Here is a 26,276-nt window from a genome sequence, read left to right on the forward strand (position 1 = left end):
GTGTTATTTATCCAGCGCACTCAAGATCGCGTGCGCCACCTTCACCCGCTCGGCATTCGGATAGTTGCGGTTCGCCAGGATCACCACGCCCACATCCTTGCTCGGCACATACGCAACATACGCACCAAACCCACCAGTGGAGCCGGTCTTGTTGTACAGCACGTTGGCCGGTTGCGCCTGGGCCGGGCTCAGCCAGTTGACCTTGTGCGGCTCCATCGCCATCGGCGTGGAGTTGCCGTCGATCAACGCTTGCAGGGTGATGGGGTAGGGGTAGCGTTCCCAACCCAGGCCCTGGGTCATGCCGTTGACGGTGTAGTAGCCGGCGTGAGTGGCGGCAATGGCCTGTTGTAGCGGCTGTTCCAGGGCCTGCGGGTGCATGTTGGCGATAACGTAGCGAGCCAGGTCCTGGCTGCTGGTCTTGATGCCGTAGGCTTCGCCGCCCAAGGCGCCGGGGCTGACGCGTACGGGGTTTTGCTGCTTGTCATAGCCTTGGGCATATTGGCCGGCTTTGTCGCTGCGCACGCTGACATAGGTGTTGGTCAGGCCCAGCTTGGGCAGCAGGGTCTTCTCCATGGCGACGTTGAACGGCTGGCCCAGGCTTTGCGCTGTCAGGTAGCCGAACAGGCCGATGCTGGGGTTGGAGTACAGGCGTTGTTCGCCCGGCGCATAAGTGGGCTTCCAGTGTTGGAAGTAGCCGAGCATGGTCTTGGCACTGTCGGCTGTTTTCGGGAACTGCAGGGGCAGGCCGCCTGGTGTATAGGTCGCCAATTGCAGCAGGCTGATGTGATCGAACGCGCTGCCAGCCAGGGCGGGCAAGTGTTGGCTGGCCATGTCCGACAGCTTGAGCTTGCCGGTGGCCTGGGCATACCCGCCGAGGGTGGCTGTGAAGGTTTTACTCACCGAGCCGATTTCGAACAGGGTGTCTTCGGTGACTGGTGCCTGGGTGTCCTTGGCGGCTACGCCGTAGTTAAAGTATTGCACCTTGCCTTGGTTAACGATGGCCACCGACAAGCCCGGGATAGCTTGCTGCTGCATCAAGGCTTTGACGTTGCTGTCCACGACCTGGCGTATATCGACGGCGGCCATGCAACTGCCAGACCCCAGTAATAACGCGGAAACCAGCAGTGTTTGTAAGTTACGCTTCATGGTGACTCGCTTCCATGTAAAAGAGTGATGACGATCAGAACCTGCGCAGGCGTGGCAAATCTAGGTGGATTTCAGGACGCGGGCAAACGATGATATCTCGCACCAGCCATTAGAAAAATTGGGGTAAGCCTTGCTGCGTTCCCACTTGCCGCTCAATGCCCTGCGTGCCTTCGAAGCCTCGGCGCGCCATTTGAGCTTTACCCGTGCGGCCATTGAGCTGTGCGTGACCCAGGCGGCCGTCAGCCATCAGGTTAAAAGTCTCGAAGCCCAACTCAATGTTACGTTGTTCAAGCGCTTGCCTCGGGGCTTGATGCTCACCAGCGAAGGCGAAACCCTGCTGCCCGTGCTGCGTGATGCCTTTGATCGCATTGCCCTGACGTTGGGCCAGTTCGAGGGCGGGCATTACCGTGAAGTGCTGACGGTGGGGGCGGTCGGCACCTTTGCGGTGGGCTGGCTGTTGCCACGCCTGGCGGATTTCCACAGTCGCTACCCGTTTATCGACCTGCGCCTGTCCACCCACAACAACCGCGTGGATGTGGCCGCCGAAGGCCTTGACTACGCGATCCGCTTTGGCGCCGGTGCCTGGCACGGCACCGATGCATGCCCATTGCTGGAGGCGCCATTGACGGTGTTGTGCGTACCGCAGATTGCCGAGCAACTGCACAGCCCGGCGGACGTGTTGAAGCACACCTTGCTGCGCTCCTACCGTGCCGATGAGTGGAGCCTGTGGTTCCAGGCCGCCGGCTTGCCCACCGATACGCGGGTGCCGCGCGGTATCGTGTTCGACTCCTCGCTGGCGATGATGGAAGCCGCCCTGCAAGGCAGCGGCGTGGCGCTGGCGCCGGCGCTGATGTTTTCGCGGCAGTTGGAGAGCGATGTGCTCCGCCAGCCGTTCCAGGTAGGAATTACGACTGGCAGCTATTGGTTGACCCGTTTGCAGTCGCGCAATGAAACACCGGCGATGCTCGCGTTCAAAGGTTGGTTGCAGACGAGTGCTGCCTAACCTGGGAGGGTCTGTTAGACGAGGTATTTGTGGAACCAGCCCAGGGTACGCTCCCAAGCGAGGTGCGCTGCTGCTTCGTCATAGCGCGGTGTCGAATCGTTGTGAAAGCCGTGGTTGGCGCCCTTGTAGATATACGCCTCATAGGTGGTGCCGGCGGCTTTCAATGCCTGCTCATACGCCGGCCAGCCCTCATTGATTCGCGTATCCAGCTCACCGTAATGCAGCATGATCGGCGCCTTGATGCGCGGTACATCCTTGGCATCGGGTTGGCGCCCGTAGAACGACACCGCCGCGCCCAGTTCCGGGTAGGCCACAGCCGCTGCATTGGTCACGCCGCCGCCATAGCAGAACCCGGTGATGCCGACCTTGCCGGTGCTGCTGTCGTGGTGCATCAGCCATTCGATGGCGGCGAAGAAGTCGTTCATTAGCTTGGTCGGGTCGACGGTCTGTTGCAGTGCCACGCCTTTTTCGTCGTTGCCGGGGTAGCCCCCGACCGAGGTCAGGCCGTCCGGGGCCAGGGCGATAAAGCCGGCCTTGGCCAAGCGCCGGGCAACGTCTTCGATATAGGGGTTCAGGCCACGGTTTTCATGCACCACCACCACGGCCGGCAGCTTGCCGGCGACCTTGGCCGGGCGCACCAGGTAGCCGCGCACCGTGCCGTTGCCCTTGGGCGATGGGTAGGTGATGTAGTCGGCGACGATGTCCGGGTCAGTGAATTTCACTTGTTCGGCCAGGGCGTAGTTGGGGCTCAGGGCTGCCAGCAGCGCCGAGGCGGTGAGGCCGCCGAAGGTGAACAGCGCCGCACGGTCGAGAAATTCGCGGCGGTTGAGCTTGCCGTGGGCGTAGCCGTCGTAGAGCTCCAGCAGTTCGGGGGCAAAGTCCTTGGCGGTGAGACGGGTCATTGTGCAGTCCTCGGTCAGCGGTTGCAGTCACTGTAGACCAGGATCAAGGCTCGCGACCATGGGCGGCCGCGGCCAGTTGGCCGGTGTCGACCCGCACGAACACCGAGTCACCGATGGCGGTGAGTACGTCGCCGGCATACACCTCGCAGACTACGCGGCTTTTGCGTCCGACGTCGCCTTCGACCCGCGCACGCAGGGTCAGGGGCACACCCATGGGGGTGGGCTTGATGAACTTGATACCGAGGTTGCCGGTGACGCAGTCAATGCGTGGCAGGCTGCCGGGTTCACGTTGCTCGGCACGGTAGTGGTAGGCCATGGCGGTCCAGTTGGAATGGCAGTCCACCAGCATGGCGATCAGGCCACCGTAGACCAAGTCCGGCCAGCCGCTGTATTTAGCCTCGGGCTGATGCTCGGCGATGACGTGCACGCCATCGTCGGCCCAGCGGCTCTTGATGTGCAGGCCGTGGGGGTTGCTGCTACCGCAGCCATAGCAGATGCCTTCAGGCGCGGTAGTGTCCTGCAGAGATGCGCTGTGCATGTAGAGTCCTTGTTGTTCTTGGGGCGACGCCTCTGTTTAGCAGGCTGCGCGTCAGCGAGCAAACTTCTTCGCCCCGGCCACGCAGCCGATCACCGCCACCGTCACCAGCACCATGCCCAGGCTGACCTGTTCGTGCAGCAGGCCCGCCGCCAGCGCCAGGCCGAAGAAAGGTTGCAGCAACTGCAACTGGCCGACTGCAGCAATACCGCCCTGGGCCAGGCCGCGGTACCAGAACACAAAGCCGATCAACATGCTGAACAGCGACACGTACCCCAGGCTCAGCCACGCTGGCAGGCTGATGCCATTGAAGGACGAAGGCGCCAGCAGCAGGCTCAGCGGCGCCACTACCGGCAGCGACACCGCCAACGCCCAGCAGATCACCTGCCAGCCGCCGAGGCTGCGCGACAGTTTGGCGCCTTCGGCATAACCCAGGCCGCATACCAGCACTGCCAACAGCATCAATAAGTCGCCCGCAGGAGCGGCGCTCAAGCCTTGGGCCAAGGCATAACCCATCACCAACAGGCTGCCCAGGATCGAAAACAACCAGAACACCGGCCTGGGCCGCTCACCGCCACGCAGCACGCCGAACACCGCCGTGGCCAGTGGCAGCAGGCCGATGAAGACGATGGAGTGGGCCGAGGTCACGTATTGCAGGGCCAGGGCCGTCAGCAGTGGGAAGCCGATCACTACGCCGAGGGCGACGATGATCAGCGGTGCCCATTGCTGGCGGGCAGGGCGTTTCTCCTTGAACAGCCACAACAGGCCTATGCCCAGCAAGGCGGCGATGGTCGCGCGGATCATGGTGAGGAATACCGGGTCGAACTCCATCACCGCCAGGCGCGTGGCCGGCAGCGAGCCGCTGAAAATCACCACGCCGATAAAACCGTTGATCCAGCCCTGGGTACTGCTATCCAGGGTGCCGAGGCGGGAGGTACGTTCCATAAGGGGCTGTCCGAAAAAGGGGGATTGCGTGGCGGCTATCCTAGGGTTGAAGATTAAGGCAATCAAAAAATTGTCATGGATACAGCTTTATGCCCCGTGCCCGCTACAAGTCGCTGGTCGATACCTTCGCCGAGGCCATTCGCAGCGGTCAGATGCCACCTGGCACGCGCCTGCCCACTCATCGGCAATTGGCCGCCGAGCATGGCTTGGCGCTGGTGACTGCCAGCCGGGTGTACAGCGAGTTGGAAGCCATGGGCCTGGTCAGTGGTGAGACCGGGCGCGGCACCTTCGTGCGCGAGATTGCGTTGCCGCCGGGGCAGGGCAGTGGGCAGATGACGGTGGCGGCGGGCCTGTTGGATCTGAACTTCAATTACCCGTCCTTGCCGGGCCAGGCCGAACTGTTGCGTACGGCGTTGCGCCAACTGGCGCTGTCCGGCGACCTGGAGGCGCTGCTGCGTTACCAGCCCCATGCCGGGCGTGTGCATGAGCGCGCCGCTGTGGCGCGACACTTGTTGAACCGAGGGCTGACGGTGGATGCCGAGCAAGTACTGGTCGTCAGCGGCGCCCAGCATGGTCTGGCGGTGACCCTGATGGCATTGCTCAAGCCTGGGGATGTGATCGCGGTGGATGCGCTGACCTACTCGGGCTTCAAGGTGCTGGCTGAAACCCTGCACCTGGAAATCGTCGCCATCCCGGCCACGGCCAGCGGCCCGGACCTGGACCACCTGCACAACCTGTGTCGCAGGCGCCCGGTACGTGCGGTGTACAGCATGCCGACCCTGCATAACCCGCTGGGCTGGGTGCTGAGCCTGGAACAGCGCGAGCGCTTGGTGGCGATTGCACGGCAGCACAACCTGATGATCATCGAAGATGGCGCCTACGCGTTTCTCGCCGACGATGCGCCCGCGCCGTTGGCGACGCTGGCCCCGGAGCGCACGGTGTATATCGGCGGGTTGTCCAAGAGCGTCGCCACCGGTTTGCGCGTGGGTTTTATCGCTGCGCCGTCGGCTTGGGTGAACACGTTGGAACGTACGATCATGGCCACCACCTGGAACGTACCGGGGGTGATGAGTGCGATTGCGGTGGCCTGGCTCGAAGACGGTACGGTGGCGCAACTGGAAGCGCAAAAGCGCGAGGATGCCCAGGCCCGCCAGGTGTTGGCGGCGCAGGTGCTGACGGGGGTGAGGTATATCAGCCATCCGTCATCGTATTTTTTGTGGTTGCCACTGGCGGAGGATGTGCGCGCCGATCAAGTCGCCATGACCTTGCAGCGCGACGGTGTTTGCGTCTCCACCGCCGAGCCTTTCGCGGTCTCGGCCCAGGTGCCCCACGCACTGCGCCTGGCCCTGGGTTCGGTGACAATGGCGCAGTTGCGTGAAGCCCTGATGAAGGTGCGCAAGGTGGTGGCGTGGTGACCTGTTCTCAGTACTTGTAAGCCTGGCGCCCGATCAGCAGCCATTTGCCATTTTGCTTCTGCCAGACCTGGAAGTTGTCGATATCGGTTGGCGTGTCCACACCGCTGTTCACCGCCAGGGCATGGAAGTGGTTGCGCACCAGGGCGGTATCGCCATTGAGAGTGATGGTCTGGTTCTGCATTTCCAGGGTTTTGAAGGCGCTGGTGTGTGTTTCCAGGTCGGCGATAAATTGCGCCTTGTTCTGCACCTTGCCGCTGGAGTGGCCGTAGGTGAGCTTGTCGGACGTCAATGCGTGAAGCTGCTTGAGGTCCAGGTGCAGCATGGCTTGGGTCAATTGATCGACTGCCTGGGCTACGTCCTTTTCTGCGGTAGCAGGCGCGGCGGCGACGTAGCCGCAGAAAAGGCATAGGAAGCCGATCAGCACTTTGAGCTTGGGCATGGGTGTTTCCTTGTTTTTGTTGGGGTGGATACGACGAGGTATGTCGTCGTACAACAATGCAATAGTTTCGGCGTGGAAGGAAAGTGAAATTTTGCAGCGGTGTGAAGTGATTAGAGGTTAGGGTGGGTAAACACCCCCTCCATAAGCCAAGGTGCAAAATGGATTTTGACTGGCATAGCGACCCTCTCACCCGCGCTACACCCGTGACTCCCAACTACAAAAACACTCAGAACGTTCGCCGTTTCATGCTTGAACAGTGCGGGCCGAGGTTCAAGTTCAACCGTCCATTCATGGCGTGGATACGCAATGGCGACCCCAAGACTATGGGTGATGTGGTGGACGAGTGGCGGCGTCGCGAGGCTCCGCGCTCCTGAGCCACGGTGCGTGATGTGAAAATACGCTCAAAATGTGGGAGGGGGCTTGCTCCCGATGGCGGCAGTTCAGTCAGCACATCTGGTACTGACACACCGCTATCGGGAGCAAGCCCCCTCCCACAGTTGAATTGCGTTTAGCTGGCCGCCAATGGTGGCGTACGCGGCGGGATCATCCGTTTACTGCCGGTGGCTTCGAACGCCGAGGCAAAGCGCAGCAGCGCCGAATCGTCATAGGCACGCCCGGCAAACGTCAGCCCCACCGGCATGCCGATATCCGCCATCACGCCCATCGGCACGGTGACGGTGGGCACGCCCAGGTGGCGAATCGCGAGGTTGCCGTTGGCTACCCATACGCCGTTGCTCCAGGCGATGTCGGCAGACGCTTCGTTCACATCGGCATCCGCCGGGCCCACATCGGCCACGGTCGGGAACAGCACGGCGTCGAGGCCGAGGTTGTCCATCCAGTCTTCCAGGTCGATACGCCGGGTTTGCTCAAGGCCACGCAGGCCATCGGGCAGGGTGCTGATCTGGTCCCATGGAGTGATGCCGCGTTGGGCCATGCGCACGTATTCGTCCATGCCGGCGGCCAGGTCGTCTTCGCGGTTGGGCAGGGTGCCAGGGTCGTGGGGGAAGATCTTCGGCCCATCCACGTCGGCCAGGCGATTCAGGCTCGGGTCGCCGTTAGCGCGCAGGAAGTCGTCGAACGCCCACGCGGACAGCTCCCACAACTCATCGTGGAGAAACTCCTTGGACACCAGGCCACGGGTGAACACCGTCGGTGCGCCGGGACGGTCGCCTTCGCAGTTGGATACCAGCGGGAAGTCCACCTCGATCACTTCGGCCCCGGCAGCTTCCAGGGCCTGGCGCGCGGCTTGCCACAACTCGATCACCGTGGCACGGGTGTGGATCTTTTGCCCGGTCGGCCCGCCGATACCGGGTTTTTCGCTGGTGCCGGCTTCAGGGTCGGCATTGATGTACATGCGCGGCACGCCAAAGCGTTTGCCGGCCAGGCTTGCGCTGCCTACCGCCAGGGCGGCGTACGAAGCCGGGCGCACCGACGTGACGCTGGGGATCGGCACCCAGGGCTGCAGGCGCCACAGGTCGCCGCGCTTGTCGGGGTCTTCGGCCACCACCACATCGAGCACGTCGAGCAGGTCGGCCATGGTGCGCGCATAGGGCACTACGACGTCCATGGTCGGGGTCAACGGCCAGTTGCCGCGTACCGAAATCACGCCACGGGAAGGGGTGTAGGCACACAGACCGTTATTGGAGGCCGGGCCGCGACCGCTCGACCAGGTTTCCTCGGCCAGGCCAAACGCTGCAAAGCTGGCGGCAGTGGCGGTACCGGCACCATTGGAGGAGCCAGAGGCAAACGGGGCGGTGAGGTAGTCGGCGTTGTAGGGGCTTTCGGCGCGGCCATACACGCCACGCTGCATGCCGCCATTGGCCATCGGCGGCATGTTGGTCTTGCCCAGGCAGATGGCGCCGCCCGCACGCAGGCGTTCAATGGTGAAGGCATCACGCTGGGCGACCAGCTTGGCAAACGCCGGGCTGCCGGATGCAGCGGTCAGGCCCTTGACCAGATAGCTGTCCTTGGCGGTGTAGGGAATGCCATCCAGCGGCCCCAGGGTCTGGCCCTTGGCACGGCGCGCGTCAGAGGCTTCGGCTTCCTTGAGGGCGTCGAGGTTGCGTACCACCACGGCATTCAATGCGGTGGCGGTGTGCGGGCCATCGTAGGCATCGATCCGCGCCAGGTAGGCCTGGACCAGTTCAACTGCCGTGGTCTGACCGGCTTCCAGCGCAGCGCGCAATTGGGCAATGGAGACTTCAGTAACTTGCATCAGGTTTTTTTCGCCGCCTTCAAGTGGGGGTATGGCGGCAGTCTACGTACAGATATTTCACAAAACCAGCGTGGCATGCACTGGGTAGGCGGCGTGCATGATCGGCCAGATGAACACGTCAGCGCGATTGCGAGCGATAGAGCTTTGTCGCTATGGTGGGCGCGATGACTACCATTGCACTTCAAGGAAGAGACCATGCACAGACCCTATATCGCCCTGGCTGCCTTGCTGGGATTTACCCTCTACACGGTGGGGACGATGCTCACGGCTGAGCAATCGCTGTTGGCGTTTGGACGGGAACTGATGTCGCGGCCCGATACGGCGCAGGTGGTGATCGACCTGTATTTGATGGCGGTGCTGGCGTCTGTGTGGATGTACCGCGATGCGCGTGGGCGAGGGCGGTCGCTGGCGTCGGTGTTGCCGTACTTTTTGTTGACGGCGGTGTTTGTGTCGGTGGGGCCGCTGCTTTACATCGTGGTCAATGGGTTTTCCCGTCGAGCACTCAACTAAGCGTGTGGCAAGGGCGCAAGCCCCTCGCCACCGATATTGCGCGGCCTATCAGGGGTTGAGGAACGCCTGGTAGTTGTCCTTGGTGATTTGCTGATAAGGAATCGTCAGTTCCGCCGTGTACGGCTGCTTCTTGACCATCTTCACCGCCAGGTCGATGGAGCCCACCGCCTGGCCCTTGTTGTCCTGGTACACGGTGACCAGCAACTGGCCTTTTTTCACCGCATCCAACCCAGCCGCGCCGCCGTCGCTGCCGGCCACCAGGATGTCCTTGCCCGGCTGCATGCCTGCCTGGCTGATGGCCATGGCCGCGCCGATCGCCATTTCATCGGCATTCGCCGCCACGGCATCGATTTTGCGCCCGGATACGATCCAGTTGTTCATCAGGTCAATCGCCTTGCTGCGCTGCCATTCGGCACTTTGTTCCTCGACAATCTTGATATCGGGGTAGTCCTTGAGCACAGTCTTGACCCCCAGCGTGCGGTTGTGGGTGGCATTGTTGGACAGCAGCCCGAGCATGATCGCCAGGTTGCCCTTGCCGCCCATTTTCTCGGCCAGGTAGCGCATCTGGATTTCCCCCGCCTTGATCTCGTCCGAGCCTACATAGCCCACGCCTGCCGGCACCTCCTTGAACTCCGGGCGACGGTTGACATACACCAGCGGGATCTTGGCCTGCTGGGCATTGAGCGTCATTTTCTGAGTGGCGGCGGTGTCCACCGCGTTGACGATGATCGCGTCCATGCCCTGGGCGGCAAAGTTTTGTACCTGGTTGAGCTGGCGCACCACATCGCCCTGGGCGTCTTCAAATTGCAGGGTGACGTCGGGCAGTTCCTTGGCGTGGGTGGCCATGTAGTCGCGCATTTGCGCGAGGAACACGTCATCCACCTGGGCGATGCTCACGCCGATACGAATATCAGCCAGGGCCCAGGGGCTGATCGCAAAGGTCAGCAGTGCTGCAAGGAGTTGCTTTTTCATGGTTTGCTCCGTTGTTTTTGTTGTTGTCAAAGCATCGAGATTCACGCTTGGCGCTTGGCCCGCCAATGCGCCAAGGCAGCAGCGAAGTCCGAGCACGGCCAGCGTTCGTTGAGGGCTTGCAGCATCAGCTGCTGCCCGGTTTGCGGAGCCAGGCCCTGCGACGGTGGGTCGGTGTCGAGGTTGGTGGGGAAGGAGTAGCCATCTGCGGTGCAGGCGATCACGGCTTGGGCATCCAGGTTGGGATTGGCCAGCAGCACTGGGTAGACCGCCAGCATCATGCGGTCGCGGTCGACGGCTTCCATCGGCTTGCCGAACGCCGATGAGATTTGCAGCAGGTTGGCCATGCGCTGGCGGTCAGTGGTGCGGTTGGTGCCGGCGGCATGGAACAGCGCCGGGTTGAAGAACAGCAAGTCGCCCTTGTTCAGCGGCAATTGCACTGCGTGTTGCTGAAAGTAGTCGATAAAGTCCGAGCGACGCCAGGCCAGATAACCCAAGGCGTACTGTTGGGAAAACGGCAACAGCTGGGTCGGGCCGGTTTCCAGCGGCATATCCGAATGGGCGATGGCACCCTGGAGCGTCAAATACTGCGACAACACATGCAGCGGCAGCGGAAAACGCTCGACTACTTCATTGGTCTGGAAGCCCAGGTGATAGTCGCGGTGCGGCTGCTGTGCCTGGCCACCGGGGCGCACCACATTGACCTGTGCCGTGACCTGGAAGCCCGGGCCCAACCAGGCCTCGGCAATCAACCCCAGCAGGGGGTTGGCGTAGTACTCGGCAAAGGATTCGGGTGACTGCACGGCAGCTTTTTGCAGCACATTCCAGATGCGTCCGTTGCTGCCGGCCTTGGCAAAGTGATCGGCGGCCACGCCATGGGCGGCTTCATGGGCAAAGATCGCTTCGAACACCCGGCTGTGGCGGTCCACCACTTCCAAGTCTTCATAGGCTTGGCGCACCACCATCACGCCGGGACCGTCACGGAACAGGTGATGCAGTTCGTTCATGACGGCCAGGCGGTCACTGTTGCGCAAGGTGTGGGCCTGATAAATCGGCACGTTGCCTTGCACCTCAAGGCACAGCGGGTAGTCGCTGGTGTTGGTACGCTGTGCGCAGATCCGGCTGAAATCGGCCAGGCGCACGGCGTCGCCGGTTACGAAGGCAGGCATCACACACCTCCGGGGAGGCTCAGGGCCTGGTGGGGTTGCGGCGTGCTGCTGTCGGTGCAGCCAACCACCCCTTGCTCCAGGTCGATCACCGCGCCGCTCATCATTCCCGACTCAGCGGACAACAGAAACGCCACGCTGCGCGCCACTTCTTCGGGCTTGAGCAGGCGTCCAAACGGTTGGGCGCGTTCGGCCTCTGCCAGCCAGCCGTCCTGGGCGCCGTGGTACTGACGCTGTATCTGGTCCTCGTGGGGCGTGTCCATCCAGCCGATATTCAAGCCATTCACACGGATGCGGTTGCGCAATGCACTGAAGGCGACGTTCTTGGTCAGGATCGCCAGTGCGCCCTTGGACGCGGCGTAGGCACTCAAGAACGATTGGCCGCCATGCCCGGTAACGCTCTGGATATTCACCACCGCGCCTTCCACGCCATTGCTGATCATCAGCTTGAGTGCTTCCTGCATCAGGAAAAACGGCGCGCGCACATTCACCGCAAACAAACGCTCGAACAGTTCCGGCGAGGTGTCGAGGATGGTGCCGCGGTCAGACATGCCGGCGCAGTTCACCAAGCCGTGCAAGGTGCCGAAATGGCTGCGCGCAGCCTCGATGATCGTGCGGCAGTCCTCGACCTTTTCCAGGTCGGCCTCGACAAAAAAAGCCTGGCAATCCAGCCGTGCCAGCTGGCGTACCTGCTCTTCGCCCTCGGCACGGCGGCGCCCGCAAATGATCAGCCCGGCTGCGCCACGGCGAGCCAGGGTATGGGCTACGGCCGCACCGAGACCCTGGGTGCTGCCGGTAACGACAAAGTACTGACCGTTGAACGAGGTCTTAAGGTCGGTGTGGGGCATTGGGCTCTCCTGGGATTTTTGTTGTTTTGCCGGCCCGGCTCGACGCCGGACAAAACTGAGACTAGCATTGCAAAACCTCAGTAACGCCCAAAAAAGACCTCAAAAACACCTCAGGCAAAGCCCATGCTCGAACGCGCAAAGCATTTTTCCATCAAGCAACTCGCCACCCAGGCCGGCGTCAGTAAGGCCACGGTCGATCGCGTGTTGCACCAGCGTGGCAGCGTGCATGCGCAAACCCGGCGACGTATCGAGCAGGCGCTGGAGGAGTTGGAGTCCCAGGAGAAAAACGGCCTGGCCGTGGGGCGCACCTTCCATGTGGACGTCATCATGCACACGCCCCATCGTTTCAGCGCGGCGGTGCAGGCGGCAATCGTGGCGCAGTTGGCCAGCCTCGCGCCATTTCGCATTGCGCCGCGCTTTCACCTGTTCGAAGAAATCGAGCCCCAGGCCATGTACGACCAATTGCTGCGCTGCCTCGACACGGGCAGCCAGGGCGTGGTGCTCAAGGCCGCCGATGAGCCGGCGGTGAACCAGGCGGTGAAGCAACTGATTGCCGCCGGCATTCCGGTGGTGACCTTGGTGACGGACCTGCCCCAAAGCGAACGCATCGGCTATGTGGGCATGGACAATCGCACTGCCGGCCAGACCGCCGCCTACCTGATGTCGCGCTGGCTGCCCAGCCAGCCCCAGGACGTGGCGGTGGTGATCGGCAGTGAACTATTCCGTGGCGAAGAAGAACGCGAGATGGGCTTTCGCGCCTGGCTGCGTGGCCGCGCCGAGCACTTGCGGGTGCTGGATATCAGCGGCGGCTATGGCGTATACGAGCGCACCTTTGAGCGGGTGACCCAAGCCTTGCACCAGCATCCCGGGCTCAAGGCGGTTTACAGCGTCGGCGGCGGCAACCGTGCGATCGTCGATGCCTTTGCCGCACAGCGTCGCCCATTGGAAGTCTTTATCGGCCACGACCTCGACGAAGAAAACCGCCAACTGCTGAGGGAAGAAAAAGTCGCGGCGATCATCGATCACAACCTGCAGATCGATGCCCGCCACGTGTTCCTGCACATCCTGCAATACCACCGGCTATGGAAGGCCGGGCCGATTGCGCCCTCACAGGTGCAGATCGTCACGCCGTTCAACCTGCCGGACTGAAGTTCTGAAACTACAAATCCAATAACGATCCAGGAGTTCGACCATGCTACGTATCGCCGTTCTAGGTGCCGGGCGCATCGCCAAGATCCACGCCGCCAACGTCGCCGCCCATCCCAACGCCACGCTGGTGCTGGTGGCCGACCCTTGGCGAGAAGGCGTCGATGCCCTCAGTACGCAGCTGGGATGCGAAGCGGCGTATGACTGCACCGCCGTACTGAGCCGCGAGGACATCGATGCGGTGGTGATCGGCACCCCCACCGACACCCACATCGAGCTGTTGCTCGCCGCCGTGGCCCAGGGCAAGGCGGTACTCTGCGAAAAACCCATCGACCTGGATATCGCCAAGGCGCGCAGCGCGGCGCACACCGTGGAGCGCCAGGGCGGCCGGGTGATGCTCGGCTTCAACCGGCGCTTCGACCCCGACATGCTGCGCCTGCGCCAGGCCCTGGATGCGGGCCAGATCGGCGCCGTGCGCCAAGTGATCATCACCAGCCGCGACCCGGGCCTGGCCCCGCGTGATTACCTGGAACATTCCGGTGGCATCTTGCGCGACATGACCATTCACGACTTCGACACCGCCCGCCACTTGCTCGGCGAAGAACCGGTGCAAGTCAGCGCCTACGCCAGCCGCCTGGTAGATCCGACGCTGGAACAGATTGGCGACTACGACAGCGTGATGGTCTTGCTGCGCACCGCCTCGGGCAAGCAATGCCATATCAACTGCTGTCGCCAGGCTGTGTATGGCTACGACCAGCGCGTAGAAGTCTCCGGCGCCAGTGGTGTATTGCTTACCGATAACCATCGTCCCAGCACCCTGCGTCACTGGAGCGCCGAACACACCGAAGCGCTGGAGCCGCTGCAGCACTTTTTCCTTGAACGTTATGCGGATGCTTATCGCAATGAGCTGGCGCAGTTCATCGAGGCGCTGAGTGAGGGGCGTGAGTTGCCTACTGGCATGCGTGATGGGTTGTATGCCCTGCATCTGGCTGATTGTGCGCTGGAGTCGGTGAACACCGGGCGCAGTGTGGCGGTCCGTTATGACCTGTAGCGGGACTTACTTGTGATCGATGGGGTGTGGGAGGAGCTTGCTCCCGCAGCGGCCTGACAGCCGCCGATGATCCAACTGATGCGCCCGCGATCCAATGTGGGGCTTGCTCCCGATAGCGGTGGTTCAGCCAACATCAATGTTTGCTGGGCTGACGTCTTCGCGGGCAAGCCCCCTCCCACATTTGGATCGCGGCGTATCATTTATCTACTTTTGGGTGCACCCAGAAATCACACGCCCTTGGTCGAAGGCAGCAATATCGTCAGGATGCCCACCAACGGCAGGAAAGAGCACAGCTTGTAGACGTACTCGATGCCATGATGGTCGGCGAGCATGCCGAGCAGCGCCGCACCGATACCGCTGAAACCGAACATCAGGCCGAAGAATATCCCGGCGATCATGCCCACATTGCCTGGCACCAGCTCCTGGGCAAATACCACGATGGCCGAGAACGCCGAGGCGATGACAAAGCCGATGATCACGCTGAGCACGGCGGTCCAGAACAGGTCGACGTAGGGCAGGGCGAGGGTGAACGGCGCGGCACCGAGGATCGAGAACCAGATGACTTTCTTGCGGCCGATCTTGTCGCCGATCGGGCCACCGGCGAAGGTGCCGACCGCCACCGCGCCGAGGAACAGGAACAGGTACATCTGCGAGCTGGCAACCGACAGCTGGAACTTCTCAATCAGGTAGAAGGTGAAGTAGCTGGTCAGGCTGGTCATGTACCAGTATTTGGAGAACACCAGCACGGCCAGGACCACCAGGGCAAAGGTCACGCGGCCCTTGGAAAGGCCATGGGTCGCCTGGCTGCCTTGCTTGAGCTTGAACAGGTTGAGGTGGTGGCGGTACCAGCGGCTCAATCCGTACAGCACCAGGATCGCGAACACTGCGAACAGACCGAACCAGGCGATATGGCTTTGGCCGTAGGGAATGATGATGGCCGCCGCCAGCAACGGGCCGAAGGCGCTGCCGGTGTTGCCACCGACCTGGAAGGTCGATTGCGCCAGGCCATAGCGGCCACCGGAGGCCAGGCGGGCGACGCGGGAGGTTTCTGGGTGGAAGGTCGACGAGCCAACGCCCACCAACCCCGCCGCGAGCAGAATCGCCGGGAAGCTGCCGACAAACGCCAGCATCAAAATACCGACCAAGGTGCACACCATGCCCGCTGGCAGCAGCCACGGCTTGGGATGACGGTCGGTGTGATAGCCGATCCAGGGTTGCAGCAAGGAGGCGGTCAACTGGAAGGTCAGGGTGATCAGGCCGACCTGGGTGAAGCTCAGGCCGTAGTTGGCCTTGAGCATCGGGTAGACCGACGGCAGCACGGCCTGGATCAGGTCATTGATCATATGCGCCAGGGCACAGGCGCCGAGGACGCGCATCACCAGGGGGCTTATCTGGGGCGTGGTTGTGGCAGCGGCGGGTGTCGCAGTAAGGCTCGACATGCAGGCATTCCATACAAGGCAGCAAACAGGGGCAGACAGTACTTTAGCTGGCAGCCATTTCTAATTGTTTCGAAAGCTATGCTAAATTCGAAGAAAAAGCCTGTCTCGCGCAATTCGGGCAGAAACCATCGCAAAAAGGGCAAAATGATCAGATCACTGGATAAATTTCTTCGGGATATTGACGAGGGCGACTGGGCTGTCATCAGCTCGGCCACCGATTATCCGGAAAACTGGGTGATCCCTGAACACAGCCACAACAAGCATCAACTGCTGTACGCCATCGGCGGCGTCATGGTGGTGTATTCGGCCCTGCGGCAATGGACGGTACCGCCCAATCGTGGCTTTTGGATGCCCTGTGGTCAAGTTCACTCATTGCGCTGCGTAGGCACGTTGAAGATGCGCAGTGTGTTCGTGCGCCCGGACAGCTTCCCGAACCTGCCGGCCGAGCCGAAGACGGTGACGGTTTCCCCATTGTTGAGCGAGCTGATCAAGGCCTCGGTCAGCCTGAAACCGCCCTATGCCGAGGACTCACGCGATGCCCGGATCATGCACCTGATCCTCGACGAACTGGCCAACCTTCCAGCCTTGCCACTGTCCCTGCCACAGCCTGCCGACCCGCGCCTGAGCCAGATCTGCCTGGCGTTGCAGAACGAACCGGGAGATGCCTCCACCGTCGCGCACTGGAGTGCGCGCCTGGGGCTGGACCAAACCACCATCCAGCGCCTGTTCCGCAAGGAAACCGGTATGACCTTCGGCCAATGGCGCCAGCAGGCGCGGCTGCTGCTGGCGCTGGAGCGCATTGCGGTGGGGGAGAAGATTATCGATGTGGCGTTTGAACTGGGGTATGAAAGCCCGAGTGCGTTTACCAGTATGTTCAAGAAGCAGTTTGGGCGCACGCCGAGCCAGTTTTTCAGGTAGCGCCTTTGATAACGTGCATACGCGCTGGGTGGCGTGAAGCCAGGTAGGCCAGCAGCGTGGCGACTATCAGCAATCCAGCGCTCAGCTCAAAGGTAGCCTGGTAGCCGCTCAGGTCGAACGCCACGCCACCGACCGTGGCGCCGGCTGCAATCGCCAATTGAATGATGGCGACCATCAATCCGCCTCCGGCCTCGGCGTCGTCGGGCAAGGTTTTTGCCAGCCAGGTCCACCAGCCTACGGGCGCGGCGGTTGCTACCAGACCCCAACTGCCCAGCAGCAGCGTAGTCATCAGCGTTGAACTGCCGAATGCCACCAGCGCCAGGGCGATGCCTGCCATGATCAGTGGGATGGCAATCAGCGTCGGGTAAAGGTTGTGCTTCAGGAGACGGTCAATCAAGAACGTGCCTGCCAGACCTGCCAGGCCGAGTACCAGCAGTATCAACGACAACGTGGACCCCTCGACCCGCGTGACACTTTCCAGGAACGGGCGCAGGTAGGTGAACAACATGAACTGGCCCATGAAGAACACGCTGACCGCGAGCATGCCCAGGGCCACCGTCGAGTTTTTCATCAGGCGCAATGCGTTGCCGGTTTTCGCTTTGCCGGTGGGCTTCAACGCTGGCAGGCTGACCAGCAGCCACACCAGTGCAATCACGGCCACAGGCACCACGCAGAAAAACGCCCCGCGCCAGCCGATTATGCCGCCGAGAAAGCTGCCCAGCGGCGCCGCAATTACCGTCGCCAGGGCGTTGCCGCCATTGACGATGGCCAAGGCTCGCGGTACGTGGGCCTGCGACACCAGGCGCATGGCCGTGGCTGCCGACAGCGACCAGAAGCCGCCAATTGCCACGCCGATCAACCCACGGCCGAGCATGAACACCCAGTAGGTCGGCGCAAACGCCACCACCGTGCCGGAGATGATCATTAGCAGCGTCAGTGCCATCAACAGGCTTTTGCGGTCCACCCGTGCGGCAATCGAGGCGATCACCAGGCTGGTGAGCAGGGCAAACACACCCGATACGGAAATGCCCTGGCCGGCCTGGCCTTCGCTGATGTGCAGGTCGGCGGCCAGGGGCGTCAGCAGACTGACGGGCATGAATTCGGAGGCGACCAGTGCGAACGCGGCGAGCGACATCGCCAGCACTGCGCCCCAACGTTGCGGTTCGCAGGCGTTGGACATCATTGCAAAAGGCTCAGCAGGTATTTCATAGGAATGTTCCTTGGCGAGGTGTCGGTCCATTTTCCCCAGGCAGGCAAGGCTTCTGTAGTACGTTTCAGCGGATTACTTGCCTGATCCTCTGAGTTTCAGCCATTTGCGGCGACGCCTTGGAGGTACGCAGGTAAAGTTGCATGAAGAACTGCAAGGGCCTGTCATGACCAACACTCAATCGCTGCTGGATGCGCTGATTCAGTCCATAGATTCGCGCACCCCGGCGCCCGGCGACTATTCCATGCCGATTGCCGGGCTGGGTTTTTATCGGCGTGAACAACCCGCTGCGCCGGTGGTATGCATGGTCGAACCGTGCATCGTGCTGGTGGTGCAGGGCGAGAAGCAGTTGTGGGTCGGCGGTGAGGGCTACCCCTACGACGCCTCCCGCTTTCTGGTGACGTCGCTGGACATTCCGGCCAATTCACAAGTGCTGGTTGCCAGCCCCGAGCAACCCTGCCTGGGCCTGACGTTCAAATTGGACCTGCGCATGCTGGCCGAGCTGATTGCCCAGGGTGATCTGCCGCCGACCCGTGAACGCGCAATGATGAAGGGCGTTGGTATCGGCTCGGTGACCGGCAGCATGCTGGCTGGCTTCGCGCGTTTGGTGGCGCTGCTGGATGAGCCCGAAGCGATATCGGTGCTTGCGCCGCTGGTCCAGCGCGAGATTCATTACCGCCTATTGAAAAGCGATCAGGCCGCTCGCCTGCGCCAGATCTGCTCGGTGGACGGGCAGGGCTATCGCATCGCCAAGGCCATTGATTGGCTGAAGTTGAATTTTGCCGCTGCACTGCGTGTGGAAGAATTGGCAGCCCGCGTGCAGATGAGCGCGGCAACCTTTCATCATCATTTCCGGCAATTGACCGCAATGAGTCCTTTGCAATATCAGAAATGGCTGCGCTTGAACGAAGCGCGACGCTTGATGTTGAACGAGCACCGGGACGTGTCCAGCGCCGCGTTCAAAGTGGGCTATGAGAGCCCGTCACAGTTCAGCCGTGAGTACAGTCGGCTGTTTGGCTTGGCGCCCAAGCGCGATATCGCCTTGTTACGGGGCAGGTCGGATGTCAGTGATCCGCCGGGCTCAGATTAGCGTAGAAAATGCAGCCGATAAGCCGCGCAAACAAGCTCAGGGTCTCGGGCAGGTTGGGGTCGTCGAACAGCATTGCCCGCGAATCCAGCGCACACAGCGCTCCAAACAGGCGCCCATCGGGCAGAAAGATCGGCGCGCCGGCATAGCTTTCAATGGCGTATTGCTTGACCACCGGGCGCGACGCAAAACGGCCGTTTTGACTGATCTGCGGGATGAACATGGCCTGGGGGTTGATGCAGAACTCACTGCACAGAGTGGTTTCCAGGTCGAGTACATCGTCGACATTGATGCCCATTTGCAGAGGGTCGTAGGCCGAGCAGACCACCCATTCCAGGTCGGTAAATTTGGCAATGCCGGCAAATCTCATGCCGGTCAAGCGCGTGACCAGCTTGAGAATGTTCGTTGTGGCTTCGATTTCTGCGATAGCAGCGCGTTCGTCTGCGCTGAGTAGCGATTGTGCGGTGACGCTTGGAATCATGCTGAACACTCCAATGGCATGGCCGCTCGCAGCGGCCATGCACAGTCAGGTCTTAGTTAATCCGTGGATGCTGCTGCACCAGGTTTTCACGCTTGGCTTGCAGCGCGGCAATCTCGGCATCGATGTCTTCGATTTTCTGCTCGATATTGTCGTGATGCTCCTGCAGCAGCTCCTTGGCTTCCGCCATGTCGGAAGCCGCAGGTGCGGCGCCGCGTAGGGGCTTGTTGGCGGTTTCCTTCATGGTCAGGCCAGTGACCAGGCCGACCACGGCGAACACCATCAGGTAGTAGGCGGGCATGTACAGGTCGTTGGTGCTTTCCACCAGCCAGGCGACGACGGTTGGCGTGACGCCGGCGATCAGCACCGAGACGTTGAATGCACTGGCCAGGGCGCTGTAGCGCAGGTGAGTAGGGAACATTGCCGGTAAGGTGGAGGCCATCACGCCGATAAAGAAGTTCAGCACAATGGCCAGGATCAGCAGGCCGCTGAAAATCAGCCCGGTCTTGCCGCTGGTGATCAGCATGAACGCCGGGATCGACAGGAACAGCAGGCCAATGCTGCCGGCGATGATGAACGGCTTGCGGCCGATCTTGTCGCTGACAAAGCCAATGAACGGCTGCACGAACAACATGCCGACCATGATTGCGATGATGATCAACACGCCGCTGTTTTCGGCGTAGTGCAGGTTGTGGGACAGGTAGCTCGGCATGTAGGTGAGCAGCATGTAGTAGGTCACGTTGGTGGCCGCGACGATACCGATGCAGGTCAACAGGCTGCGCCAGTGCTTGGTGGCGATTTCCTTGAACGACACTCGAGGGCCGTGGGTCAGGCCTTCGCGGTCGCCCTGTTCGAGCTTGTCGACGTGTTGCTGGAACGCCGGGGTCTCTTCCAGCGCATGGCGCAGGTACAGGCCGATCATGCCCAGGGGCAGGGCGAGGAAGAACGGCAGGCGCCAGCCCCAGGATTCGAATTCCGCTTCGCCGAGCACGGTGGAGATCAATACCACCACACCTGCGCCAAGCACGAAACCGGCAATCGAACCGAAGTCCAGCCAACTGCCGAGGAAGCCGCGCTTGCGGTCCGGAGCGTACTCAGCGACGAAGATCGATGCGCCCGTGTACTCGCCACCCACCGAGAAGCCTTGGGCCATTTTGCACAACAGCAGCAAAATCGGCGCCCAGATGCCGATGGAGGCATAGCCGGGAATCAAGCCAATGGCGAAGGTGCTCAGGGACATGATCACGATGGTGGCGGCGAGGACTTTTTGCCGCCCATATTTATCGCCCAGAGCGCCAAAGAACAGGCCGCCCAGTGGGCGAATCAGGAAGGGCACGGAGAAGGTGCCCAATGCAGCAATCATTTGCACGCTGGGAGACGCGTCGGGGAAGAACACCTTGCCCAGCACGTAGGCGACAAAGCCATACACACCAAAGTCGAACCATTCCATGGCATTGCCAAGTGCGGCAGCAGTGATTGCTTTGCGCATCTTGCTGTCGTCGACAATGGTGATGTCTTTCAATCCGATGGGTTTGACGCGTTTTTTCCGTAATTTCATGCGGGCCACTCTTAAAGCTGAACAGGGGAGGTGCCATCGCTACGATGGCACCACTCTGTCAGTTCAGATACAAGAGGACACGAAATAATTCACCCCGTCGGGTACTTTTTCTCGCGTTTGCGAAAATATCGTTATCAGTGCCCTCGCGCCGGCGTGCGAATCCACGCCTTAACCAAATTTAAATGTGGGAGGGGGCTTGCCCCCGATGGCGGTGGGTCAGTTAACAAATAGGCGTCTGGCACACCGCTATCGAGGGCAAGCCCCCTTCCACATTGGGTCGTCGCTGTTTTGAGCATTTCGTTCGCTTAACTGACTGCGGCGACGATGGCGATATTGGCTAAACTCGGCTCGCAGGCCTATGCCGCAAACAGGAACGCCATTTGTATGCCAAACCGCCATTCACGCCTCAGCTACCGCCAACCGCAGCCGGCTGATGTTCAGCGATTGCTCGCGATCTTCGGCGACCCGCAGACCAATTTGTTCAACCCGGCCGGGCCCATGCCGGATCTCGCGGCGGCCCAGCGCTTGCTGGCCCATTGGATGGAACAATGGGCCAGTCACGGCTACGGCTGGTGGGCGATCGCCCGCAAAGAAGCGCCCGGACATATCATCGGGTTTGGCGGCATTGCGCAGCTCAACTATCTGACACAACGACGCGTCAACCTCGGCTATCGCTTTGCCGTCGAAGCCTGGGGGCAGGGCTACGCCACCGAGGTGGGGCGTGATGCGTTGGTGCTGGCGTTTGAAACCCTCGGTCTGCCAGAAGTCTTCGGCCTGGTACGACCCGACCATGTAGCGTCGATCCGTGTGCTGGAAAAGATCGGCATGCAACCTGTCGGCCTGTTGGACGACGTGCCAGGCCAGGCACCTAGCTTGGTGATGCGGGTTTGTCATCCTACAACTGCACAAAGCTGACCTTTTTCATACCGGTCTAACTCCTCGATAAGCGGCACTCTTTCCGATTGACACTGCGTGGGCGTCCCGATATAAAAGTCGCAGTTGTACGACGACATATGACGTTACATATGTTCTATCTAACAAAAATAAAAAGTGATGCCATGAATCTGAACGAGCCCATCAGTGCCCATCGTGTCGGCCAGGCAGTCGGCAGCTATCGCTGGACGATCTGCGCGATGCTGTTTTTCGCCACCACGGTCAACTACCTCGACCGCCAGGTGCTCAGCCTGTTGGCACCGCAACTCTCGACGCAATTTGGCTGGAGCAACACCGATTACGCCAACATCGCGGCGGTGTTTCAGTTTGTCTATGCCATCTCCATGCTGTTTGCCGGGCGGTTTGTCGACAAGATCGGCACCAAGGCCGCTTACGTGGTGGCGATTGGGATCTGGTCCACCGGGGCGATCATGCATGCGTTTTCGGTGCCGATGGGCGAGGGCATCGCTGCGATCAGCGGGGCAATCGGCCTGGCAGTGATCCCAGTGTCGATTGCCGGTTTCATGCTGTCCCGCGCTGTATTGGCGATTGGCGAAGCAGGCAACTTCCCTATTGCGATCAAGGCGACTGCCGAATATTTCCCCAAGAAAGAACGCTCACTGGCCACCGGCATTTTCAACTCCGGTGCCAACGTCGGTGCGATCCTGGCGCCGATCTGCGTGCCACTGATTGCCGGCCTGTGGGGCTGGGAAGCGGCCTTCATGGTCATCGGCATGCTGGGGTTCTTGTGGGTCGCGGTCTGGGCTGCGGTGTACGAAAAACCGGAACAGCAAAAACGCCTGTCGGCCGAAGAACTGGCCTATATCCGCAGCGACCAGACCGTACAACCTTTCACCCCAGTGCCTACAGGCACCACCGCAAAGAAAATCTCCTGGTTCAAGCTGCTGACTTACCGCCAGACCTGGGCGTTCGCCTTTGGCAAGTTCATGACCGATGGCGTGTGGTGGTTCTTTCTGTTCTGGCTGCCCACCTACCTGTCGGCACAGTACGGCATGAAAGGCGCCGATATCGTCATGCCGCTGGCGGTGCTGTACAGCATGACCATGGTCGGCAGCATCGGTGGCGGCTGGTTCCCCAGCTATTTCATGGCGCGTGGCGATGCACCCTATGACGGGCGCATGAAAGCCATGCTGGTGATTGCGCTGTTCCCGCTGGTGGTGTTGCTGGCGCAGCCGTTGGGTTACCTGAGCTTCTGGGTGCCGGTGCTGCTCATCGGCGTGGGCGCCTCGGCGCACCAGGCGTGGTCATGCAATATCTTCACCACTGTGTCCGACATGTTCCCGCAGAAAACCGTTGCCTCGGTGGTCGGCATCGGTGGCATGGCCGGTGGCCTGGGCGGCGTGGTCATGACCAAGATCGGCGGCTGGGTGTTCGACTACTACAAGTCGATCAACGACATCCACACCGGCTACATGATCATGTTTGCCATCTGCGCCCTGGCCTATCTGGTGGCCTGGAGCGTGATGAAGGCATTGGTGCCGCGCCACAAGGAAATCACTGATCTCTAGTGGTCGCAGCAGGCAAGTGTAGAAACGCCATCAGCGCGGCAACTATGGACTCTGGAGCATCTTCTTGCACCAGATGCCCGGCATGGGGGACGCGCAGGTAGCGTGCCCCGGCCAATCTGCCAGCCAGTGCATCGCCTTGCGCCACCGAGATCCACTGATCCTCCTCACCCCAGAGCAACTGCACCGGGCAGCGGATGCTGGCAAGTTGTACTTCAATGGCGTCGGTATAACGCTGATCCATTTGTGCAATCTGACGATAAAAGGCTGCCTGGCCACTCTCGCCGGTCCATGGCGTGACATAGGCTTGCAGCACCTCGGCAGGCAGCGGCTTGAATGCGGCGCCCTGGAGATAGGCACGCACAATCGCTTCATGGATATAAGCCGGCGCGTCGCTGAATGCCCGTTCGTGGCCGCGCACATGCTGCACCAGCGGCGAACCCCAGGGCGCAATGGCGACGGGATCGATCAAGGTCAGGCTGGCGTAGTCGCAGCCATCCAACAGATGTGCCCGTAGTGCCGTGGCACCGCCAAAGTCATGGGCGAGTACATGGGGCTGCTCCAGTCGCCAGTGTTGGAGCAGCGCGGCGAGCAGGATGTTTTGCACGCCGAGGGAGACGTCCTGCCCCGGCGCTTTTTGCGACTGGCCGTAGCCCAGCAGGTCGTAATAGAAGACTCGACAGTGCCGGGCGAACAATGGCGCGATGCGGCGCCATACGTGGGCAGAGAATGGTGTGCCGTGCACCATCACCAGGGCCGGCCCCTGTGTGCCGAGTTGGCCCCAGCGCACGGCTTGGCCACGAAAATCAAAGGCTTCGGGCAGTGCCAGGGCGTCACTTGAGTCAGTCATGTTGGAGCTCCCCCAAGGTTGGGTGGGTTGCCGCAGGTTTTTCCTGCGCCAGGATGATACGCACCGCCATCACCACGCCAATCAGCACGGCGGCCAGGCCCGCGACTTCCAGGGGCGTCGGCCAGCGCTGGTGAAACCAAAGGCCGAGCAGGGTGGCGAACAAGGATTCAAGGGCAATCAATTGACCGCTCAGCACCATGGGCAGGCGCCGCGTCGCTGCGTTCCAGGCCCACGCGCCGACGACGGTGGACATCACCGCGATCACCAGGCTCCAGGCATACAGCGGCCATGCCTGGCTCCAGGCAGCGCCAAGGGTTGGCAACTGCAATAAGCCTAGCGCGTATATCCAGGGCAGCAGGCACAGCGCCGCGACGCCTGCACCCACCAGCATCAGGGCGGTCCACAGGCCGGTCGCGCAGGCCGGCAGGCGCGCCAGCTGCTTTTGGTTGATCACGCTGAACCCCAGCCATAGGGCCACCGCACCCAACGAGAAGCACAGTCCGGCCAGCCAGGAACCAGCACCCAGCGAGGGCTGGTGCAGGCTGCTGATGTTGGCCAGCAACAGCCCCACCGTGAGGCAAGACAGCGGCATCACCAACTGGCGCCAACGCAGGGTCTTATGGCTGGCGTTGCCTACCAGGGCCAGTAACACCGGGACCATGCCGACGCAGGCTGGCGTCAATACCGGGCCGCCGAATATCACGCCGGCGGCGATACAGACGCCATAGCCCAGGCACCCCAATGCGCCCAGTACCGCCGCGAACAGCCGCTGGCCTGGGCTTAGCACAGGCAGTTGCGCCCGGCACAGGACCATCCAGACGACACCGAGCGCACCGGCTATCAAGAAGCGCACGGCCATCAGGTCGTAGAGGCTGTAAGCCCCGGTGACGTAGGGCGCAATAAAATTCAGCGCCCAGCCGAGGGTGGCGACCACCGCGAATATCACGCCGATAGAAACTGAGGTGGGGGAAGTGCTCATCAGGTTGATCCATGAAGTAATGCATCCATGGTGCCCAGCCGCGTGGGTGTGCTACAAACGAGTTCTCGGCCTTGAATGCATAACCTCAAATTATGAATCTACTCGGCAAAACCCTACCGCCCCTTGCCAGTTTGTTGCCGTTTGAAGCGGCCGCGCGCCTGGAGAGTTTCTCCAGGGCGGCCGATGAGCTGCACATCACACAGGCGGCTGTCAGCCGGCAGATTCGTGGGCTGGAAGACAACCTGGGGGTGAAGCTGTTCATCCGGCGCAACCGTGCGGTGTTCCTCACGCAAGAGGGGCGTGAATTGGGGCGGGTGGTCAGCCTTGCGTTGCAAAGCATCAGCGATGGCGCGGCTAACCTGCGTGCCTCCCCGCAACGCAACCGGGTGGTGTTGCTGTGCCAGTTGTGCGAGGCGTTCTATTGGCTGATGCCGCGCTTGTCGACGTTCCACCAGCAATACCCGCAGATTGAAATCCAGGTGGTGAGCTGCACGCGGCCTATCACCCATTTCGATAGCCATTTCGATGTGGCCCTGCAAAGTACCCGGCGCGCCAGTGGCGCCCATAGGCTGATGTTCACCGCCTCCGACGAGGTGTTCCCGGTGTGCAGCCCGGCCTACCTTTGCCCGGAGCAGCCGTTACCCCTGAATGAATTACAGCCCTGCACATTTTTGCACCACAGCTCCGAGCCTCCGCACTTGATGGAGTGGAATGAGTGGCTGCAGGTGTTCGGTCGGGTGTTGGCCAGGGATGCGCGCAGTGCCACTTTCGACAGCTACCCGCTGATGTTGCAGGCCGCGGTGGAGGGGCACGGTGTCGCCATGGGCTGGCGTCGTACCGCAAGCCGGCTGATTGAGAGTGGGGCGTTGGTCCGGCCCTGCGCTGAAAGCGTATTTCTGCCTGAGGCAATTTCGGTCTACAAGCAGCAAGGGGCGGGCAGTCGGGGCGAGGTCGAAGCGCTGCTGGCGTGGCTGCAAGCGCAATTGCACAGTGATGGCTGACAGGGGCGTC

The 26,276-nt window shown here is 61.5% G+C and carries 26 protein-coding genes; 11 read left to right on the top strand and 15 right to left on the bottom strand.

Annotated elements, in window-relative coordinates:
* Positions 1–3 precede the first annotated feature (3 nt).
* Positions 4–1,146: a class C beta-lactamase gene (gene ampC, locus QZR30_RS07685; RefSeq protein WP_046068367.1), complete on the bottom strand. Its 1,143-nt coding sequence runs from the start codon at positions 1,144–1,146 to the stop codon at positions 4–6.
* A gap of 130 nt (positions 1,147–1,276) precedes the next feature.
* Here ampC and QZR30_RS07690 point away from each other — a divergent pair, with 130 nt between their 5' ends.
* Positions 1,277–2,149 (top strand): LysR family transcriptional regulator, encoded by an 873-nt coding sequence (locus QZR30_RS07690; protein WP_046068366.1) that lies wholly within the window; start codon positions 1,277–1,279, stop codon positions 2,147–2,149.
* Between the two features lie 14 nt (positions 2,150–2,163).
* Here QZR30_RS07690 and yghX read toward each other — a convergent pair whose 3' ends face one another.
* The 3 genes from yghX to QZR30_RS07705 are packed head-to-tail and all read right to left on the bottom strand — an operon-like array spanning position 2,164 to position 4,531.
* Positions 2,164–3,051 carry a YghX family hydrolase gene (yghX, locus tag QZR30_RS07695; RefSeq protein WP_046068365.1) on the bottom strand — a complete coding sequence of 296 codons (888 nt, stop codon included), beginning with the start codon at positions 3,049–3,051 and terminating at the stop codon, positions 2,164–2,166.
* A 43-nt stretch (positions 3,052–3,094) separates the two neighbouring features.
* Entirely contained in the window at positions 3,095–3,589 is a 495-nt protein-coding gene (locus QZR30_RS07700) for a PaaI family thioesterase (protein WP_046068364.1), read from the bottom strand.
* 51 nt (positions 3,590–3,640) lie between these two features.
* Complete coding sequence (locus QZR30_RS07705) at positions 3,641–4,531, bottom strand: DMT family transporter (protein ID WP_046068363.1); 891 nt, start codon at positions 4,529–4,531, stop codon at positions 3,641–3,643.
* Positions 4,532–4,620: 89 nt separating this feature from the next.
* Here QZR30_RS07705 and QZR30_RS07710 point away from each other — a divergent pair, with 89 nt between their 5' ends.
* Positions 4,621–5,946, top strand: a complete 1,326-nt coding sequence (locus QZR30_RS07710) for an aminotransferase-like domain-containing protein (protein WP_046068362.1) — start codon at positions 4,621–4,623, stop codon at positions 5,944–5,946.
* A 7-nt stretch (positions 5,947–5,953) separates the two neighbouring features.
* On the opposite strand, the gene QZR30_RS07715 is transcribed toward QZR30_RS07710, so the two are convergent.
* Positions 5,954–6,385, bottom strand: coding sequence for a nuclear transport factor 2 family protein (locus tag QZR30_RS07715; protein WP_068967309.1), 432 nt, complete (start codon positions 6,383–6,385; stop codon positions 5,954–5,956).
* Positions 6,386–6,543: 158 nt separating this feature from the next.
* Between QZR30_RS07715 and QZR30_RS07720 the strand changes: the two genes are divergently transcribed.
* Positions 6,544–6,759, top strand: a complete 216-nt coding sequence (locus QZR30_RS07720; RefSeq protein ID WP_046068360.1) for a DUF6434 domain-containing protein — start codon at positions 6,544–6,546, stop codon at positions 6,757–6,759.
* A gap of 134 nt (positions 6,760–6,893) precedes the next feature.
* On the opposite strand, the gene QZR30_RS07725 is transcribed toward QZR30_RS07720, so the two are convergent.
* Positions 6,894–8,603 carry an amidase gene (locus tag QZR30_RS07725; protein ID WP_311903256.1) on the bottom strand — a complete coding sequence of 570 codons (1,710 nt, stop codon included), beginning with the start codon at positions 8,601–8,603 and terminating at the stop codon, positions 6,894–6,896.
* A 192-nt stretch (positions 8,604–8,795) separates the two neighbouring features.
* On the opposite strand from QZR30_RS07725, the gene QZR30_RS07730 reads away from it, so the two are divergent.
* Entirely contained in the window at positions 8,796–9,110 is a 315-nt protein-coding gene (locus tag QZR30_RS07730; protein WP_311903141.1) for a DUF2834 domain-containing protein, read from the top strand.
* Positions 9,111–9,158: 48 nt separating this feature from the next.
* Here QZR30_RS07730 and QZR30_RS07735 read toward each other — a convergent pair whose 3' ends face one another.
* From QZR30_RS07735 to QZR30_RS07745, 3 genes are read right to left on the bottom strand one after another with little or no spacing between them, the layout of a single operon-like run.
* Complete coding sequence (locus QZR30_RS07735) at positions 9,159–10,082, bottom strand: sugar ABC transporter substrate-binding protein (RefSeq protein ID WP_046068357.1); 924 nt, start codon at positions 10,080–10,082, stop codon at positions 9,159–9,161.
* A 41-nt stretch (positions 10,083–10,123) separates the two neighbouring features.
* Positions 10,124–11,248: a phytanoyl-CoA dioxygenase family protein gene (locus QZR30_RS07740; protein WP_046068356.1), complete on the bottom strand. Its 1,125-nt coding sequence runs from the start codon at positions 11,246–11,248 to the stop codon at positions 10,124–10,126.
* Complete coding sequence (locus tag QZR30_RS07745) at positions 11,248–12,093, bottom strand: SDR family oxidoreductase (RefSeq protein ID WP_046068355.1); 846 nt, start codon at positions 12,091–12,093, stop codon at positions 11,248–11,250. Before QZR30_RS07745 ends, QZR30_RS07740 begins: the two co-directional genes overlap by 1 nt.
* A gap of 123 nt (positions 12,094–12,216) precedes the next feature.
* Here QZR30_RS07745 and QZR30_RS07750 point away from each other — a divergent pair, with 123 nt between their 5' ends.
* Together QZR30_RS07750 and iolG are read left to right on the top strand one after the other, a co-directional pair.
* Positions 12,217–13,242 (top strand): LacI family DNA-binding transcriptional regulator, encoded by a 1,026-nt coding sequence (locus QZR30_RS07750; RefSeq protein WP_311903142.1) that lies wholly within the window; start codon positions 12,217–12,219, stop codon positions 13,240–13,242.
* Between the two features lie 43 nt (positions 13,243–13,285).
* On the top strand, positions 13,286–14,290 hold the full coding sequence (gene iolG, locus QZR30_RS07755) for an inositol 2-dehydrogenase (RefSeq protein ID WP_056846156.1): 1,005 nt from the start codon (positions 13,286–13,288) through the stop codon (positions 14,288–14,290).
* Positions 14,291–14,517: 227 nt separating this feature from the next.
* On the opposite strand, the gene QZR30_RS07760 is transcribed toward iolG, so the two are convergent.
* On the bottom strand, positions 14,518–15,729 hold the full coding sequence (locus QZR30_RS07760; protein ID WP_046068352.1) for an MFS transporter: 1,212 nt from the start codon (positions 15,727–15,729) through the stop codon (positions 14,518–14,520).
* Between the two features lie 144 nt (positions 15,730–15,873).
* Here QZR30_RS07760 and QZR30_RS07765 point away from each other — a divergent pair, with 144 nt between their 5' ends.
* Complete coding sequence (locus QZR30_RS07765) at positions 15,874–16,647, top strand: AraC family transcriptional regulator (protein ID WP_046068351.1); 774 nt, start codon at positions 15,874–15,876, stop codon at positions 16,645–16,647.
* Here the strand turns inward: QZR30_RS07765 and QZR30_RS07770 are convergent.
* Positions 16,640–17,827, bottom strand: coding sequence for an MFS transporter (locus QZR30_RS07770; protein ID WP_442967515.1), 1,188 nt, complete (start codon positions 17,825–17,827; stop codon positions 16,640–16,642). The genes QZR30_RS07765 and QZR30_RS07770 overlap by 8 nt on opposite strands.
* Positions 17,828–18,020: 193 nt before the next feature.
* Between QZR30_RS07770 and QZR30_RS07775 the strand changes: the two genes are divergently transcribed.
* Positions 18,021–18,944 carry an AraC family transcriptional regulator gene (locus QZR30_RS07775; RefSeq protein WP_311903143.1) on the top strand — a complete coding sequence of 308 codons (924 nt, stop codon included), beginning with the start codon at positions 18,021–18,023 and terminating at the stop codon, positions 18,942–18,944.
* Here the strand turns inward: QZR30_RS07775 and QZR30_RS07780 are convergent.
* Both QZR30_RS07780 and proP read right to left on the bottom strand, forming a co-directional pair.
* On the bottom strand, positions 18,919–19,422 hold the full coding sequence (locus QZR30_RS07780; RefSeq protein ID WP_043051798.1) for a GAF domain-containing protein: 504 nt from the start codon (positions 19,420–19,422) through the stop codon (positions 18,919–18,921). The genes QZR30_RS07775 and QZR30_RS07780 overlap by 26 nt on opposite strands.
* A 52-nt stretch (positions 19,423–19,474) precedes the next feature.
* On the bottom strand, positions 19,475–20,977 hold the full coding sequence (gene proP / locus QZR30_RS07785) for a glycine betaine/L-proline transporter ProP (protein ID WP_043051797.1): 1,503 nt from the start codon (positions 20,975–20,977) through the stop codon (positions 19,475–19,477).
* 384 nt (positions 20,978–21,361) lie between these two features.
* Between proP and QZR30_RS07790 the strand changes: the two genes are divergently transcribed.
* Together QZR30_RS07790 and QZR30_RS07795 are read left to right on the top strand one after the other, a co-directional pair.
* Positions 21,362–21,892, top strand: coding sequence for a GNAT family N-acetyltransferase (locus QZR30_RS07790; protein ID WP_046068349.1), 531 nt, complete (start codon positions 21,362–21,364; stop codon positions 21,890–21,892).
* A 143-nt stretch (positions 21,893–22,035) separates the two neighbouring features.
* Positions 22,036–23,439: an MFS transporter gene (locus QZR30_RS07795; RefSeq protein ID WP_046068348.1), complete on the top strand. Its 1,404-nt coding sequence runs from the start codon at positions 22,036–22,038 to the stop codon at positions 23,437–23,439.
* Here the strand turns inward: QZR30_RS07795 and QZR30_RS07800 are convergent.
* Complete coding sequence (locus QZR30_RS07800; RefSeq protein ID WP_046068347.1) at positions 23,426–24,286, bottom strand: alpha/beta fold hydrolase; 861 nt, start codon at positions 24,284–24,286, stop codon at positions 23,426–23,428. The genes QZR30_RS07795 and QZR30_RS07800 overlap by 14 nt on opposite strands.
* A complete protein-coding gene (locus tag QZR30_RS07805; protein WP_046068346.1) occupies positions 24,279–25,265 on the bottom strand; it encodes a DMT family transporter in 987 nt (328 codons plus the stop codon). The genes QZR30_RS07800 and QZR30_RS07805 overlap by 8 nt, the downstream gene beginning before the upstream one ends.
* Positions 25,266–25,357: 92 nt before the next feature.
* On the opposite strand from QZR30_RS07805, the gene QZR30_RS07810 reads away from it, so the two are divergent.
* Positions 25,358–26,266: a LysR substrate-binding domain-containing protein gene (locus QZR30_RS07810; protein WP_311903144.1), complete on the top strand. Its 909-nt coding sequence runs from the start codon at positions 25,358–25,360 to the stop codon at positions 26,264–26,266.
* Positions 26,267–26,276 lie beyond the last annotated feature (10 nt).

The organism is Pseudomonas sp. rhizo25 (assembly GCF_031931935.1).
GTDB classification, from domain to species: domain Bacteria; phylum Pseudomonadota; class Gammaproteobacteria; order Pseudomonadales; family Pseudomonadaceae; genus Aquipseudomonas; species Aquipseudomonas synxantha.